Origin of the sequence: [Mycobacterium] fortunisiensis, assembly GCF_019050325.1 — a bacterium.
In the GTDB taxonomy this organism is placed as follows: Bacteria; Actinomycetota; Actinomycetes; order Mycobacteriales; family Mycobacteriaceae; genus Mycobacterium; species Mycobacterium fortunisiensis.
In genome coordinates this window covers 1-15,572 of sequence record NZ_VOMB01000002.1, presented here as the reverse complement: position 1 = coordinate 15,572, position 15,572 = coordinate 1, and the positions used below count along the sequence as shown (strand labels likewise).

The 15,572-nt window shown below is 66.1% G+C and carries 15 protein-coding genes and 1 pseudogene; 2 read left to right on the top strand and 14 right to left on the bottom strand.

All coding sequences use genetic code 11. From position 1 onward, the window contains the following. Positions 1-104: 104 nt before the first annotated feature. Together FR943_RS00550 and FR943_RS26815 are read right to left on the bottom strand one after the other, a co-directional pair. Positions 105-620, bottom strand: a pseudogene (locus FR943_RS00550) (fructosamine kinase family protein). Then, entirely contained in the window at positions 621-788 is a 168-nt protein-coding gene (locus FR943_RS26815; protein WP_372448054.1) for a hypothetical protein, read from the bottom strand. Positions 789-827: 39 nt separating this feature from the next. Here FR943_RS26815 and FR943_RS00545 point away from each other — a divergent pair, with 39 nt between their 5' ends. Then, complete coding sequence (locus FR943_RS00545) at positions 828-2,570, top strand: BamB-related PQQ repeat family beta-propellar protein (RefSeq protein ID WP_217154383.1); 1,743 nt, start codon at positions 828-830, stop codon at positions 2,568-2,570. A 17-nt stretch (positions 2,571-2,587) separates the two neighbouring features. On the opposite strand, the gene FR943_RS00540 is transcribed toward FR943_RS00545, so the two are convergent. Then, the gene (locus FR943_RS00540; RefSeq protein ID WP_217154382.1) at positions 2,588-3,859 is read right to left on the bottom strand and encodes an HNH endonuclease signature motif containing protein; all 1,272 of its coding nucleotides are present in this window, start codon (positions 3,857-3,859) and stop codon (positions 2,588-2,590) included. A gap of 81 nt (positions 3,860-3,940) precedes the next feature. Between FR943_RS00540 and FR943_RS00535 the strand changes: the two genes are divergently transcribed. Further along, positions 3,941-4,675 carry a hypothetical protein gene (locus FR943_RS00535; RefSeq protein WP_217154381.1) on the top strand — a complete coding sequence of 245 codons (735 nt, stop codon included), beginning with the start codon at positions 3,941-3,943 and terminating at the stop codon, positions 4,673-4,675. On the opposite strand, the gene FR943_RS00530 is transcribed toward FR943_RS00535, so the two are convergent. The 11 genes from FR943_RS00530 to FR943_RS00480 form a co-directional block, all read right to left on the bottom strand. Then, the gene (locus FR943_RS00530; RefSeq protein ID WP_217154380.1) at positions 4,638-5,324 is read right to left on the bottom strand and encodes a YoaK family protein; all 687 of its coding nucleotides are present in this window, start codon (positions 5,322-5,324) and stop codon (positions 4,638-4,640) included. The genes FR943_RS00535 and FR943_RS00530 overlap by 38 nt on opposite strands. Positions 5,325-5,340: 16 nt before the next feature. Beyond that, entirely contained in the window at positions 5,341-6,135 is a 795-nt protein-coding gene (locus tag FR943_RS00525) for a mammalian cell entry protein (protein ID WP_217154379.1), read from the bottom strand. Beyond that, a complete protein-coding gene (locus FR943_RS00520; RefSeq protein ID WP_217154378.1) occupies positions 6,102-6,653 on the bottom strand; it encodes an Rv1363c family protein in 552 nt (183 codons plus the stop codon). Before FR943_RS00520 ends, FR943_RS00525 begins: the two co-directional genes overlap by 34 nt. Next, a complete protein-coding gene (locus tag FR943_RS00515) occupies positions 6,650-7,591 on the bottom strand; it encodes an RDD family protein (RefSeq protein ID WP_217154377.1) in 942 nt (313 codons plus the stop codon). The genes FR943_RS00520 and FR943_RS00515 overlap by 4 nt, the downstream gene beginning before the upstream one ends. After that, complete coding sequence (locus FR943_RS00510) at positions 7,588-8,181, bottom strand: Rv1363c family protein (RefSeq protein WP_217154376.1); 594 nt, start codon at positions 8,179-8,181, stop codon at positions 7,588-7,590. The genes FR943_RS00515 and FR943_RS00510 overlap by 4 nt, the downstream gene beginning before the upstream one ends. Further along, positions 8,151-9,704: an MCE family protein gene (locus FR943_RS00505; RefSeq protein WP_217154375.1), complete on the bottom strand. Its 1,554-nt coding sequence runs from the start codon at positions 9,702-9,704 to the stop codon at positions 8,151-8,153. The genes FR943_RS00510 and FR943_RS00505 overlap by 31 nt, the downstream gene beginning before the upstream one ends. A 3-nt stretch (positions 9,705-9,707) precedes the next feature. After that, positions 9,708-10,862, bottom strand: coding sequence for a virulence factor Mce family protein (locus FR943_RS00500; protein ID WP_217154374.1), 1,155 nt, complete (start codon positions 10,860-10,862; stop codon positions 9,708-9,710). Between the two features lie 32 nt (positions 10,863-10,894). Continuing rightward, the gene (locus tag FR943_RS00495; protein ID WP_217154373.1) at positions 10,895-12,532 is read right to left on the bottom strand and encodes a virulence factor Mce family protein; all 1,638 of its coding nucleotides are present in this window, start codon (positions 12,530-12,532) and stop codon (positions 10,895-10,897) included. Between the two features lie 18 nt (positions 12,533-12,550). Beyond that, positions 12,551-14,116, bottom strand: coding sequence for a virulence factor Mce family protein (locus FR943_RS00490; RefSeq protein WP_217154372.1), 1,566 nt, complete (start codon positions 14,114-14,116; stop codon positions 12,551-12,553). After that, positions 14,113-15,144 (bottom strand): MCE family protein, encoded by a 1,032-nt coding sequence (locus tag FR943_RS00485; RefSeq protein WP_217154371.1) that lies wholly within the window; start codon positions 15,142-15,144, stop codon positions 14,113-14,115. The genes FR943_RS00490 and FR943_RS00485 overlap by 4 nt, the downstream gene beginning before the upstream one ends. Beyond that, positions 15,141-15,572, bottom strand: a 432-nt coding sequence (locus FR943_RS00480; protein ID WP_218045131.1) for an MCE family protein, incomplete at its 5' end; no start/stop codon positions are given. The genes FR943_RS00480 and FR943_RS00485, both read right to left, overlap by 4 nt.

Sequence of the window (15,572 nt, the reverse complement as noted above, 5' to 3'; positions counted from 1 at the left end):
TTGCCAGAGGCAAGCGTCAGATTTATTGCGGATATATCCATGCAACGTTGCTGTGCGCCATTGGCGCATGCCTTGCCATTGTCAAACGTCCGCTGATCTGTCAACTACTCGATCCGTAGTTTGCTGGCAGTTACCAGGACTCGCCGGGCCGCCGCCTCAGCGTGGCCCGCGTAACCTCGGCCGAACAGCGCCAGCATCGCCAGATCAGTCTCCCGATGTCCACCATGTGCGGCAGGGTCGACAAGGACCGCACCGTCGGCGGTCCACATCACGTTGCCGCTCCACAGGTCACCGTGCAGCCTGGCCAGACGGTCGTCGTCATGGAACAAGTCTGCGCGGCACAGATCGGCCACCGCCGCGATGGCGCCGAGCGCCCCGGCACTGAGCCGGCCTGCCGCCAGTTGCGTCATCGGACGCAACCGCTCATCGGCCTAGAAAGCGCCCCAAGAATCGTGGGGCGCCAACGACATTGGCAACGGCTGTGCCATCGGGCCGAAGAACCCATCCCCGCCGTAACCGGCCGGCCCGGCGCCATAGGCCGACGCGCCGGCTTCGTGGGTGTGCGCCAGTTGCTCGCCGAAGATTCGAGCGGCCTGCGCCGTCGGCGCCACCGGGTGCAATCACTGCAGCGTCAATGAGGTTGAGTCGTAGGCGATTACCGGAACACACGGCACACCGCCCTCGACGGCCAGCCAGTTCAGTCCGGCGGCCTCCGCAGCGAAGAACCCAGGCGGCGCCGACACATTCCGCTTGACGAAAACGTCGGCCCGATCCACGGCACTGGGCATATCGGTCAGGTTACCGGCGCGGCCTGGCAGAATTCTCCCGTGTCGTGGGGGAAATCGTTGATGCGTGCCATATCGGCAGTAAGCCTGGGATTGGCGCTTGCGCTGCTCATATCCGCCGTGGGCCTCGCCCTGACGAGTTGGCTGACCGGGCAGCCGTCACCTGCGCTCGGTGCATGGGGAGATTTCCTGCCGCCTGAAGCGGCATCGCTGGGTGCCCACACCCCCCAAAGCATCGCGGTAGCCCTTTGTTGGCTTGTCGGCCTGCTGCTGGCGACCACCGTCATTGCCTGGTTCGTCGGCAGAACCCATCCGGGTACATGGATCTTGCCGGCCGCGGTGGGCGTGATGGTCCTGTTGTTCATGACCTTCTACGCCGACCGGCTTGGTCAGTTTGTTGGCTGGATGATGTTCTATCCACGCACGGCACAGTTGCCGGTCATGCTGTCCGCCTGGCGGTTGGGACTGATCGGCGTGGTGGCCCTGATCATCGGCAGCTTCGCCATCCCCCGCCGGGCGCATCGCGGCTGGCGCGTCCCTGTCGTGGTCGGAATTCTCGTCGGGCTCGTGGTGTCAGCCTCGGCGGCCAACCTAGCGGTCCGCGCCGGTGATGACCGCCGATTCGTCGACGCGTCGATCGCATCATCACCATCCGCGGACCTCCCTATACCGGCCACCCTCGGCACAAAACGCTTCACCCTCAAGGTGTCCGACTGGACAAACTGGGACCAGATCGAACACAACGGGTGGTACGTCGAACCCATCGCCGGCGGCTTCGTCACCTACGGCAATGGGAAGGTCACCGCCTATGGGCCCGATTCAGCTGAGCGATGGCACTATTCACGCTCCGGCCCCGGCGAATCGCTGGTGACATCGCTGCACGTGTTCGACGGCGGACAGACCGTTGTCGCCGGGATCGGTTCGTATCCTTCGATATTGGTGGGTCTCGATGCACCCACCGGCCGCCGGCTGTGGTGGTCCTCGAACAAGTCATTGGTCGACACCTACCGGAGGGTGATCGATCATCGTCTGCCACCGGGCCTCACCTACCTGGTCGACGAAGACCCGGACGCCCTCACCTGGACCCGGTTCGACACCAGGACCGGAAATCGCCTCTGGACGGCGCCCGCGCCCGGCTCTCACTGCCCGGACTGGGGCGACGGATTCGCACGTTTCCTCCAGAGTGCAGAGCGGTGCCCGGGCAGTGACGGCACGGACATCCTGTTCGCCGTTGCCGATCCGGCTACCGGCACCACCACGTGGGAAGCCACGGTTCTGCGTGGGCTTCCCTATACCGCAGAGGATTTCAAACGCCACCGCGTGGCGCTGTACGCCTCACATGCGGGCGACGGCGCCGCCATCCTCACCGTGGGCCCTGATGATGGTGAACGCCGCACGGTGTTCGCCAACGCCGCACGCCGGTCCTACGAGGATCTCGGCAGCCCCGTGTATCCCATCCTTACCACCGACGGCTCCGATGCGGCCCTCACTCACGACAATGATCGGGCTACCTTGCGCAGCCCGGACGGACGAGAGCAGTGCTCATTCAACGACCGTCCCGCCAATGCCACCGGGCGCATATCCCCTGACGGCATGGCTTTGATCCTGGACAGGCAGGTCGTGTTCGGTACTCGCGACGCGCTCGCGACCTTCGACCGAAACACGTGCGCCGAGACTGAGAGCGTCCCGACTCCGTCGCGAGCGGCCGCATTGATGGCGGCGCCAGGAGTCAACCTCGTCGTCCGCACGGATGACACCGGCACATGGGTGGACGGATACGCCTGATCCATAACCACCCTGCGCTATGCGGCTGTTGGTGGTGGTTGGGGTTCGAATGGCGGGTACCACCACCATTGGGCGCGTTCCCCTGTCGGCCCTGGGTAGGGCGGAACATCGGGCGGGGGCATCTTGGGTGACCGGGCCAATGATCCACCGAGTAGTGGTTCCCCGGTGCGGTCGGTGACCCGCAACCGATCGGCGGGCCCGGTGATGGTGATGCCACCCCGGTGATGCAGCCGATGGTGATACGGACACAGCAGCACCAGGTTGTCCAGTTCGGTCGTGCCGCCGTCCTCCCAGTGCACGAGGTGGTGGGCGTGCAGGCCGCGGGTGGCGCCGCACCCGGGCACCACGCAGCACCGGTCGCGATGCTCCAGCGCCCGGCGGAGCCGGCGGCCGATAGTGCGGGTGGTCCGCCCGGAGCCGATCACCTGCCCGCGCTGTTCGAACCAGACTTCGCAGGTGGCATCACAGAGCAGGTAGCGGCGATCCTCGTCGGTCAACACCGGACCCAGATGCAACGCGGCGATCCGCTGCTCGATATCGAGGTGCACGATCACCGAGGTGTGCTGCCCGTGCGGGCGGCGCTCCGCCTCAACATCCCACCCGGCCTCGACCACACTCATGAACGCATCGACGGCGTTGGGAAACGGTCGCACCTGATCATCACCGGTGTCATCGACATCGGTGTCGTGATCGTCGATGTCGTGATCGCGTTTCCAGTCCGCGATCAGCGCATCCTGGTGGGCCTGGCGGGCGGCGTCGAATTTCGCCGCCTCCACCCGCGGAAGGGTGATCCGGTAGGTGGTGCACTCATCTTTCTCAGACTTGGTGAAGGACCGTTGCGGTTCGGGCCGCGGATCGGGTTGGGGGCGTGGTTCCAGCTTGACCGCGGTCCGCAACTGGCGGACGGTGGCGACCGCCGCCAACTCGGCGTAATGCTCATCGGATCCGTCGGCGGCCTTCTCGGCGATCACCCCGACCTGATCCAGCGACAACCGTCCTTCGCGCAACGCTTCGACACAGCACGGGAATTCGTCGACCCGCCGCGCGACGGTCACCACCGTCTCCGCGTTGTGGGGTGTCACACCGGTCTTCCACGCCACCAACGCCTCGATCGAGCGGACACCGGTAGCCCCGCACAACTCGTCACGGTCCATCTCGGCCACGATCTGCACGATCCGGCCATCGATCGCGTTGCGCTGACCGCACAGCTCCGACAACTCCTCGAACAACCTCTCCAACCGCTGTGCAGGGCTCACCTCAACATCGAAAGAGGCTGCGGCCGAAGACATAACCCCATCATCGCAAAGGGGTACGACAAATTTTCGGACCGGAAACGACGGCAACCGCGCCCATCCGGCAAGATGGCTGTGATGGGGATCAGCCTGTTGCCTTTCACCCGCCTCTCCGACGCTGATGTCGCCGGGGCACTCAACCGTGCGGCGGCGGTGATCAACCCGGCGCTGGATCTGGCCACCCGGTTTGACCCGCTCGGCCTGAAGCAGCGCACGCATCGGCAGTCCCCCGCCGTGAATCCGGTGGACAGGACGTTGGACCGCGCTGCGGCGATACTCAATTTCGCCGAACTGCCCGGTACTCAAGCCTGGGATGACATGACCCGAGACGGCCACGTGAAATGGTGGGTGCGGCGGGTCGGGACGGTGACCACGGTGGCGGTCGCGTTTCCCGGCGCCTTCGGGTTCATTGCCGATCGTCTCCCGGTCCAGGACGCCCTGGGATTCGCCAACCAGGCAATCCTGCTGTGGGCGGTGGCCCGTGAGGACGGCGTCACCGACCGCGACGACCAGGTGCAGTTGCTGGGCGCGGTGCTGTGCAACCGTGATCTGGCCGACCCGCTACCCGAGGATGCCGATACCGCGCATTCGTTGCCCGGCAAACTCTGGGAGGTCGCCGGCACCCTGCGCGCAGTGGGCGCCGAACTCACGAAACGGCCACAGCCGCAAAGGGTGTATCACTACCTCGGGATGCTGCCCGGAATCGGCGCGATCGTCGACTACGTCGGCGAACTGACAGCGTTGCGGCACGCGGCCGACGAAGCCGCCACGTGGATCAGTGAGCACTCTGCGCCGGCGGCGGCCCAAACCTGAAGATCAGGGCGCTGATCGCCACCACCACCGCCGCCAGCCCGATCACCGGCGAGACGGTGAACTGCGACAGCGTCGCACCCAGCACCGCCCCCCCACACATCGTGAGCACCACTCCATAGCGCAACTTCTCGCGGTCGCCGGTGCCGCCGGCCAGCCGGCTGTCGAAACCGAGGCCCACGATCGTCTGCGTCAGCACCGTGGTGCTCAATTCCTGGATGCCGAACTGACGCGCGGTCGCGTTCTGGATACCGAACGTCATCGCCAGAACGGCGAGGATCGCCTTGCGGTTGTCCTGATAGGACAGCACTCCAGCCCCGGCGAGACTCGAGAGCACGATCAGCAGAACGACTTCCACGGACAGCGCGGTGGTCAGCCAGAATCGGACCCGCCCGTCGAGGTGGCGCCGCAGCCGGCCGCCCACGACGGTGCCCAGCACGAAGCCGGCGAAAGCCACCAGCGCGCCGGTCACATCGACAGCCGAGTGAGGTACGAACCAGAAGCCCAGGAAGATCACGTTCCCGGTCATGTTCGCGACGAACACGTGGCCCAGTACCAGCACACTGATCGCATCGACGACACCGGTGGCGAACGTCAACAACAGCAGGGCCACGACAGTCCACCGCTGCGATACCGGTGAGGCAATGGCCATGCCTACATCCTCGCCGCTAAAGCTGCGGTGTCAGGTCCAATTGGGTCAGTGTCGGCATCTCCGTGATACGCCAATCCCCGTCGCTTCGATGCAGTGTCAGCCGAAACGACAGATACCGCAGCGACGGGATGTTCTTGGTCACCGGACTGGTCGACACCGTGTTGGTGTAGACGATCGCAGTGGCCTCATCGCGGCTGATCGACTCGACCGCGGTGCCCATCACCTCGGTGTCGTTGCTGACCTGCGCCTGCTTGTTGCTCGGCACGATCGTGTCGATGAACTGCCGGTACTCGGCCGCAAAATCATTGGACAGGAACCTCTCGGCCCGGTCCGGCAGGGTTTCGATGTTGTCCGGGTTGTACGTCCACAACGTGGTGATGGCGTCGGCCGAAGTCCGCGCCACATGCAACTTGGTGGCCACCAGCGCGCGGTCGGCAAGGTAGGGCTGCAGCATGGCACCGCCGAAGGCCCCGGCCGCCACGAACAACACCGCAGCGCCCGCAGCGACGTACGTCAGCCGCTTACCTGCTTCGCGGTGCGGAACGAGGACCTGCTCTGCCTCTGCCTCTGCCTCTATCTCTGCCTCGGCCTCGGGTTCCGGCTCCGCGGCTTTGCGGCCCGCCTTGCCCGTGGGCATCCGGGGTTCCGGTGTGGCGTCGCCACCTTCGACCTCGTCGGCCTCCACCGGTTCCACCGGCTCCACCGGCTCCACCGCTGCCTCGGCGCGGCGCCGCCGCCCGAAGAGTTTGCGGCGCGGCTTGTCAGGCTCGCCGGTGGTCAGATCACCTGAATCAGCTGGCTGATCTTCCACTGCTGTCCTTCCCGAATCGTCGTCGCAACCCAACGACTACCGCTCTCGATCACTGATTTGCCGTCGGCCGTGCGGGTGCTGGTTTTGGTCGCCACCAACACGTCGGCGCTGCCGTCGTCGTTCCAGCGCTGGATCCCGGCGGCCATGACGCTGCCTTCGGTGGGCTCGGCCCGCGCCACCTGAACGACGATCTCGTTCAGCTTGTCCTGGAACATCTTTCGGAAATCGCCCGTGGCCTGCGCCTTGATCCGGTCGGCGTAGTCGTTGGCGTGGAACGGATCCACCGTCGTATATCCGGTCATGAACGCGGTCACATAGCCGAGCGCGTCGGCTTCCTTGATCTCGGCCCGGCGATCCGACAGGTGGCGCACCAAGATCACGGTGCTGCCCGCGATGGCGGCCGCGATGAGCAGCGCCGACACCATCGCGACGATCGGCAGCCCCCACCGGATGGGTTCCTTGGGCTCGACCGCGAAGTAGTCACGCTCGCCGGCGTCGATCCGGCGCCGCGGGCTCATTGTCCGCCCCCGTTCAGCGCCGGCCGCTTGAGCACCGTCAAGTTGTCGACGAGCCAGCGGTCACCGGACTTCGTGAAGTCCACCTGCACGGTCGCGGTGATGAACTTCAGCTCCTGCGGGTTGGTACCGCGTTGGCCCTGCAGCGCCATCAACATCGACGCCTCGGTCGCGGTGGGTTCCGGGTTCGACAGCACCGCGCTGCTCACCGCCCAGTAATCGTTGGTGGTCGGCCCGGCCTTGCGGACGGCGTCCTGCTGGGCGATCAGTTGTTGCCGGTAGTTGTCGGTGGCCAGGGACTGCGCCTTGGCGAAATCCTCGTCGACGGAATCCACGCCGTAACTGAGCAGCTCTTCGACAATGCGCGGGCCCTGCTCGGCGATCTGCGCACGGGCCTGGTCCACCGCCCGGTCCTGGCGGTACACCGCGTAGTAGCCGAGACCACCGGCGATTCCGCTGAGCACAGCCAGCACCAGCAGCACCGCGCCGGCACGGCGACGCACGCCCTCGCCGGCGGATTCGACGCGCCGCACCTCGGTGTGGGCCAACAGATCGGCGAACGTGCGGTTGCGGGCGTCCCACAGCGGCCACAGCCAGCCGACGAACACTGCCGCGGTATCCAGCAGATGGGCCACGTCGCGCAGCAGCAGCCGCAGCAGACCCGCATCGCCGGCCGCGGACACCACCCGGATGCCGAACACCGACCGGCCCAGCGACCAGCCGGTGAACGCGGGCAGGCCGATCCGGTTGACCAGCACCGCCACGCCCGCGAGGGCAGCCGCCACGGTGCACACCCACCAGAACCAGCTGTACAGCGGCGCTGACAATGCCAGCAGCGCCAACGTGACGATCAACCCGGCGCCGGCCAGGACGTCGATGGCGAACGCCCCCGCCCGCTGCAACCACGAGGCCGGTGCAGCCTGGTCCAGCACAGCGGTCACGACGTGACCTGGTCCAGTCGTGCCACCTTGTAGGTGCCGTCCTCGGCGCGGGCCATCTTCACCCGCAGCCGGTAGCCCTGCTCTTCGTCGGACTTCTCGGAGTTCGTGACCAGCACCCGCACCGCGACCAGCAGGTCCATCGAGCCGTCGTCATTGTGCTTTTCCACCGCGGCCCGCAGATCCGAGACCTTCACCTGCACGTTCGCCGCCTGGTAGGCGTCCAGCAACATGCCGCTGTACAGGCCGGCCTGCGCCCCGAAGTCACCGGTCGCGCATTCGATGATCTTGGTCTGGGCGGCAATCATCGCCTGGGTGTCGGGAGCCTGGGTGGCCGTCACGCAGTCTTTCGCCGCCTGCAGGGCCTCGGCCTCGTCGTGGGCGATCCGTTCGCTGACCTGGTGTGCGCGCAGCGCGAAGTATCCGCCCACACCGAGACCGACCGTCAAGACCAGAAGCCCGACCAGGATCGCCGCCATCGCGCCGCGGCCGAGGCGCGATGGGCGCGCGGCAGCCTGCTCGTCCGGTTCGGTGAGGTGAGGGTCCTGCTGGTCGGCGAGGTTCAGCTGGCTGGCGCCAGCATCTCCTTCCATCCGTCATCTCCTGGTTTATTCGAGTTGGTGACGGAGTACTTCACACCGCCGGGACCGACCACCTCGCCGCTGGACGGGCTGTAGGTGGCAGTCGAACCTGCTGCCGGAGTGTAGATGCAGGGGTTCGGCTGCTGTCCACTACAACTCACACTGCCACCCCGGGGCGCGGTCAGCGGATCGCTGCGCGGCGCCGTCGACTCCGGTGGTGGCAGCTGACTCGCCGGCAACGGGTTCAACCCATTATTGACCGAAGGCGCGGGGATCACCCGGCCCGGATCGACGGGCTGATCGCAACGGGCACCCGGAGCCGGGCAGTTGCGGATCTGGTTCGGGTCGCCGTACCAGGGGTTTGTGCCAAGCGGCTGGTAAGGCTCGTCGCTGTGGCATTCCCTTGGTGAGGCGGCCCGCTTGCCGGGCACATCGGCACACGGATAGTTACGTGCACCACGCACCGCATTGGGCGCGTCCTTGGGGATCTTGCAGTACAGGCCCTCCGGGATGGGTGCAGACGACGTGTCCGCCGGCGAGCGCCACTGATCGGCGGGCAGGAACCCGGTCAGGCACGGCGGCGGCATGTTGATGCCGAGACCGAAGTGCAGCAGACCCTTGGGCGCAAAGATCGTCGCGGTCTGCGCGACGGCTCCACCCTGGGGCAGTGCCACCAACACCTGCTCGACGTTCTTGTTGTACCGCTTGAGCATGTCGATGACGATCTCGAGGTTGGCCAGCGTCTGCGGCAGCGACTCGCGGACATCACCGAACACCGAGTTGAGCTGATCGGCCGTCGGTGCGGCCTGCTGCAGACCACCGCGCAGCGCCGCATCGTTCTGGGCGCTCTGCGCGGCCAGGGTGTTCAGGTTCTTGGCCCACCGGGAGATCGCGTCACCCGAATTCACCTGGCTGTCGATGATCGGCCCGGAGTTCTCGACGATGTCGTTGATCGGGTCGAGGTTGTCCTTGAAATCACCGGCGATGGCCTGGGTGGAATCGACCAGCCGCTGCAGTGACGGCCCGAGGCCGCCCACCGCCTTGGAGGTCTCGTCGAGCAGGACCGCGATCTGCTCCTTCGGCAACGCCGCCAAAGCATCATTGGCGGCGTCGAGGGAGGGGCCGACCTCGGCGGGCACAGTGCCCTTCTCGATCGTGTCGCCGTCGCGGAAGTACTCCTTGGTGGTGCCCTCGGACACCAGGTCGATGAACTGCTCACCCACCGCCGACACCGAGTGCACGTTGGCCGTGGCGTCCCGCGGGATCCGGAACTGGTCGTAGATGTTCATCTCGACCCGGGCGCCCCGCTCGGTGGGCTCCACAGACGTGACCTTGCCGATCGTGGTGCCGCGGTAGGTGACATTGGCCGTCGCGTACAAGCCGCCCGAGTTCGGCAGGTTGGCGTTCAGGTTGTACATCCCCATCCCGGCCCACGTCGGCAACCGCAGGTACACCAGGGCCAGCACGACCAGGGCGACCACGGTCAGCACGGTGAACAGGACGAGCTGCAACTTGATGAAGCGTGTGAGCAACATGTCTCACTCCCCCCTTTCCACCAGCGGGCCGCCAGGTGCGTCGTGCGGATTCGGCGTGAACCGAATGTCGGGGATCATCGTGGCCGGATCACGGCCCCACGCCTGCTCGAGCGCGCGCAGCATGCCCGAAACACCCGTACCGGACAGGAATGCGTTGTCCACCGAGCTGAGCGTCAGGTCGATGGTCAGCGACACGTTGATGTAGTCGCCGCGCACTGCCTTCGGAATGTTCTCGATGTTGAACGGCACCGTCAGGATCAGCTTGAGTGCCTCGACCAGGTACGGCGCCGAGCGCGACAGCTGCTTGAGCGGGCGCTGCAGGTTCTGCAGGTTGGTGTGCAGGTTGGCGTTGCTGTTCGACAAGGTGTCGTCGGCCGCCTTCGACAACCGGCCCAGGGCCGTCACCGCGTCGGCGAACAGATCGCGGGTGTCCGCGAAATGCTGGATCAGCGGCGGGAATTCCGTCAGCACCCGGTCCAGCGTGTCGTTGCGGGCGGCCACGATGTTCAGCAGCCGGTTGGTCGAGTCGATCGCGCGGGTGATGTCGTTGCGCTGCTGGTTGAGCTCGTCGGTGAACGTGTCGAGCCGACCCAGGAAGTCGCGGATCTCATCGGCACGGCCGTTGAGGATGTTGAACACCTCGGTCTGGATCGTCTCGATGTTGGGGATGCCACCACCGGTGAGGATGCCCGAGATCCCGGCCAGGGTCCGCTCGATCGTCGGATACGCCGACGACTGCGCCAGCGGGATCGTGTCCCCGTCCCGCAGCTTCTCCTCGGACGGCTTCTCCGGCGGGTTGAGCTCGACGTGCTGCGAACCCAGCAGGCTGGTCTGACCGATCTTGGCCAGCGTGTTCTTGGGCAGCTCGATGCCCGGCTGCAGGTCGATCGTCAGCGTCGGAACCCAGTTGATCAGCTCGATCTTGCGGACCCGGCCGACGAACACATCGCGCACCCGCACCCGGCTGTTGGCGTTGAGCGCCAACGTCTCCGGCATCTGCACGTACAGCGTGGTGTGCCCGCCCTCGGTTCCCGGTCCACCCGGCAACGGCACGTTGGCCACGCCGCGCCACTGCCCGCAGGACGTGAGGATCAGAGCGGACGCCGAGAGCACCGCAACGCGACGCCCGAGGCGACCCCACTTGCGTGTCTTCGTCATCGGAGTTGTCTGTTCTTCGCGCAAGCGGTTCATCACGGCTGCCCTCCGACCTCGGCAGGCAGCGCGGGTCCGGCCGGAGCCGGGCCAGGTGCCGGAGCGGGAGCCGGAGCCGACATCGGGTCACCGGGGATCACTCCCGGCGCCGGTGCCGGTGGCGGCCCGGGCTGCGGGTACCACGGCGGTGGCAGCGGATTGTTCTCGTCATACGAGTTCGGCGGCCCGGGCAGGTTGCCGCCCGGCGGCACCCCGAATGCCGGCGGCGCCGGCGGGGCCTGGATGTCGGGCCCACCCATCAACTCGCCCAACGACTCCGGGGTCAGCATCTGCTGGGTGGCCGGCTGCACCTGCACGCCCTGCATGCCCGGCGCCACGGTCCAGCCGGGCTCGTGGTTGCCGTGCGAGAACAACGTGTCCCGCGACCAGATACCGGGCACGGTGGTGTCCTTGTACCCGCCCGGCGGCTGCAGGCGCGGCTCCGAGTAGGAGATCTGCTTGGGCAGCGTCATCGCGGTGTTGGCCATGTTCATCCCGAACGGCAGGAAGTTGAACTTGATCGCGTCCAGGATCGGGGCCAGGTACTGCGCGCACAACTCGGCCGAATCCTGGTACCCCAACCGGCTACCGGCCTGAATCGAACTGCAGATGAACTGCAGCGGGTTGGAGAAGTTGGTCAGGCCGGGCAGCACCGGCAGGCCCACGATGCCACCCTGGTTGGGCGCGACGATGTTGAGCACGTTGGCGGCCAGGTTCGGGTAGGCGTGCAGACCGGTCTCCAGACCGTTGCGCGGCTCGGGCTGCAGGATCGCGGTCGTGGCCTCCGACAGGTTGTCGACGTCGTGAGCCAGCACGCCACCGTTCTTGTCGAGGAACTCACGGGTGGTCTTGAGCACCTTGTTGAGATCCTGCAGGGCCGTCGCCAACTCCTGATCGGTGTTGGTGAACGAGTTGGTGAACTGCGCCAGGTCGTTGTTGAGCGCCACGAACTGCTGATCGCTCTTGTGCAGGGCGTTGACGAACAACGCCAGGCTCTTGACCACCGAGAAGAAGTCACCGCGACCCTGGTTGAGCGTGGTCAACGCCTCCGACAGCCCGTCGAGGGTGCGGTTGAGCTTGTCGCCCTTGCCCTTGAAACCCTCCGCGAAGGAATTCACGATGTCGCCGAACGGTCCCTTCGGCTGTTCGGGCGTGGGCCCCAGATCGTCGAGCAGACGCTTGACCTGATCGCGCAAATCGTCGTACTCGACCGGGATCTGGGTGCTCTCGATCGGGATCACCGCGTTGTTCTGCAGCTGTGGCCCGCCGGTGTAGGGCGGGGAGAGCTGGATGACGCGCGAGGCCACCAGGCTCGGGTTGAGCACAGAGGCCGTCACGTTCTCGGGAACCTTGTAGCGGTTGTTGACGTGGAAAACGACCTTCATCTTGTCGCCGTCGGTCTCGATGCTGTCGATCGCACCGACCTTGACGCCCATGATCAGGACCTTGTCGCCCGGATACAGCGCCAGCACCTCGGGGAAGTACGCGGTGACCGTGGTGGTGGTCATCTTCTTGTACAGGTTGTAACCGAAGTACCCCAGCACCAGGGCAGCCACCACCGCCAGCGCACCGACGATGACGGTTGCCCGAGAAGCCTTGGGCAACTGGATGTTTCGTACGTTGAAAACGGTAGACATAGCTCTCTATACCCCTGCCTATCCCTGCGACCCGGGCGGAAGGAACGGCGGGTTACCCGGCAGCGGCGGCGATCCCGCCGGCCCAGCGTCGGGACCCGGCCCCGGTGGCGCCGGAGGTGCGTTCAACGGCGGCGGGTGTGGTGCGTAACCCGGGATGGCATCGGGCAATCCGGGTTGTGGGGCGATCGGAACCGTGCGGGCACCGGGCGGACCGGGCGCCAACTCGACGGGGGCGCCGGGCTGATCCGGCGGCATCTGACCGGGGATGGCCGCACTGGGCACACCCGGCGAATGGGCGATGCCATCAGGATTCGGTGCCGAGGTCGCCAGATCCGGCGGACCGTATTCGGGGCCACCGAACGGGCCCTGGGTGGCGCCCGCGCACGGCATCGGGTTGCCCGGGGACGGGATTCCGGCCGCGGTCGGCGTGTACGAGCACGGCGATCCGGGCGGGACGGCGGGACCCGGGTGCTCCGGGGTGCCTTCCAGCGGCGTCGGGGCCGGCGGCGGTGCACCGTTCTCGAACCGCGGCTTGTTCGGATCGGGGAAGCGGGCCGACGGCAGGCCGGCGTTACGCCAGAATTCTTCCGGATCGATGCCGCGCTTCTTGAACGCGGCGTCGACGAACGGCTGCAGGATCTGCGGCGGGATCAGGTTGACCAGCATCACCTTGAAGTAGGGTCCGGAGGCCAGGGCCTCGGCCAGTGAGGTGATGAACTTTCCTGCGACAGTGAGGGTGTCGGCCAGGTCCTGCTTGCGCTCCACCAGCAGGTCGCTGACCGTGCGCAGCTGCTCCAGCACGTGGTTGAGGTTCGGGTTGTCGTTGATCAGGCCCTCGACCTGATGCGACACCGACGACACCCGCTCCAGCAGCATGCTCACGGCCTGCCCCCGCTGGTTGACCGCGGCCAGCAGCGTCTGGGCATTCACCAGCAGCTGGTTCACCTGGGTGCTGCGGTCGCCGAGGACCGTGGCCACCTTGTTGGCGTTCGCCAACAGCTTCTTGACGTCCTCGTCGCGCTTGCCGATGGTCTCGGAGAACTTGGCCACGCCGTCGAGCGCGGCGCTCAGGTGCGGGGAGGTCTGATCGACGGTCTCCGACAGGACGTTCAGAGATTCCTTGACCGACTGGGTGTCCCAGCCCTCGGCATTGCGGGTGACCTCCAGGAACGCGTCGTAGATCTGGTACGGCGTGGTGGTCTGGCCCAGCGGCAGCATCCCGCCCGGGGACAGCGTATGGCTGCCCCGCGGCTGGATCTCGATGTTCTTGCGGCCCAGGATCGTATCGGTGCGGATCGCCGCGCGACTCTCGGTGCCGATCGTCTTGCCACCGAGGGTGAAGCCGATCTCGACCTTGTCGCCGTTGATCTCCATGCTCTTGACCGTGCCGACATCCATGCCGGCGATGCGCACCTTGTCACCGGTGTTCAGGCCACCGGTGTCGGCGAACTGGCCGTAGTAGGTGGGCACCGCGAACAGCATCGGCACGCTCGTCAGCGTCGAGCCGACACCGATGATCAGCGCCACCACGATGACGCCCATCAGCCCTTTGCGGAAGCGGTCGGAACCTTGAAGTGTCCTCATCGTGGCGTGCACCTACCCGACGGCTGTGAGCTGAGTCTGACGGTTCGGACGGGACCGCCCGGCTGCAACCCGTTGAGCTTCAACGAGAGGTCACAGGCATAGAAGTTGAAGAAGTCGCCGTAGATGCCGCCGGCGCGGCCGATGATCTTCAACGCGTTGGGGAAGTCGATCAGAATCTGGTTGAGCTGTTCCTTCTGATCGATCAGGGGCTGCTGGATGACCTCAAGCCGGCCGACGGTGTCCTTGAGCAACGGGCGGTTGTCGGAGAGCAGGTCTGCCAGCGATCCGGCCGCGTTGCTGATGTTGGCCACCGAGGAGCCGATCGGATCGGCCCGGTTCTTCAGCCCGGTGATCAGCGTCTCGAAGTGCTTGAGGGTGTCGTCGAACTGCTGCTGATGCGCGACGGTCGTGTCCAGCACGATGTTGAGGTTCTTGATCACCTCACCGATGGCCTGGTCCCGGTCGGCGATGCTCTGGGTGAGCTGCGCGGTCTGGTCCAGGATGTCGCTGATGGTGCCGCCCTGGCCCTGGAAGATCGTGATGATCGACTTGGAGATGGTGTTGACCTTCTCCGGGCTCAACGATTGGAACAGCGGGCGGAATCCACCGACCAACGCGTCGAGGTCGAGCGCGGGTTCGGTGCGTTCCAGCGGAATGGTGCTGCCCGGTTCGATTCTGGTGTTGCTCGCACCGCGTTTGAGCTCCAGGTAGCGGTTACCGATCAGATCCTGATACCGGATCGCGGCGGTGGTCTCGCTGAACAGTGGCAGGGACTTCTCGACGTTGAAGCTCACCTCGGCCTGCTGACCACCGTTGACCAGTTTGACGCCGGTGACCTTGCCGACCTCGACACCGGATGCCCGGACGAACTGCCCGGTGCGCAGACCGCTGACGTTCTTGAAGATCGCCGAGTACTCGGCGGTGCGGTTGAACCGGATCTGGCCGAAGACCACGAAGATGATCGCAGTGAAGGTGAGCAGCACCAGTGAGAAGATGCCGAGCTTGATAAGCGTGCCCTTGATGCTCATGGGTTGATCGTGTTCTCCCCCACTTGGCGGCCCCAGACATACTCTGCCGTGATCGGTTGACCGAGTTCAAAGTGGTTGTAGGGCGCGATCGAGGCACCGGTGTCCATCACCAGGAACGGCATGGGCCACAGGTCCCTGGTGATCGGCTGCCAGCAGCCGGGCCGGCCCTCGGGACCGCCCTTGGCGTTCACCCGCGGCAGGTTGTCGGGATAGACGTACGGGTTGCCCACACCGAGAACCTCTGACTGGGTCTGCAGGGAGTAGCCGTTGCCGCCGAGCGCACCGGCGAGTTTCGGGCCGGCGTCGTGGTAGTTACGGATCGTGCAGAACAACGCCGGGCTGTACTTGTCGAGCAGCGCCGAGGTGGGCAGCAGGTCCTGGGCGCCACGCACCAGATACGGCCCGCCCCGCTCGAAGATGTCCCCGCC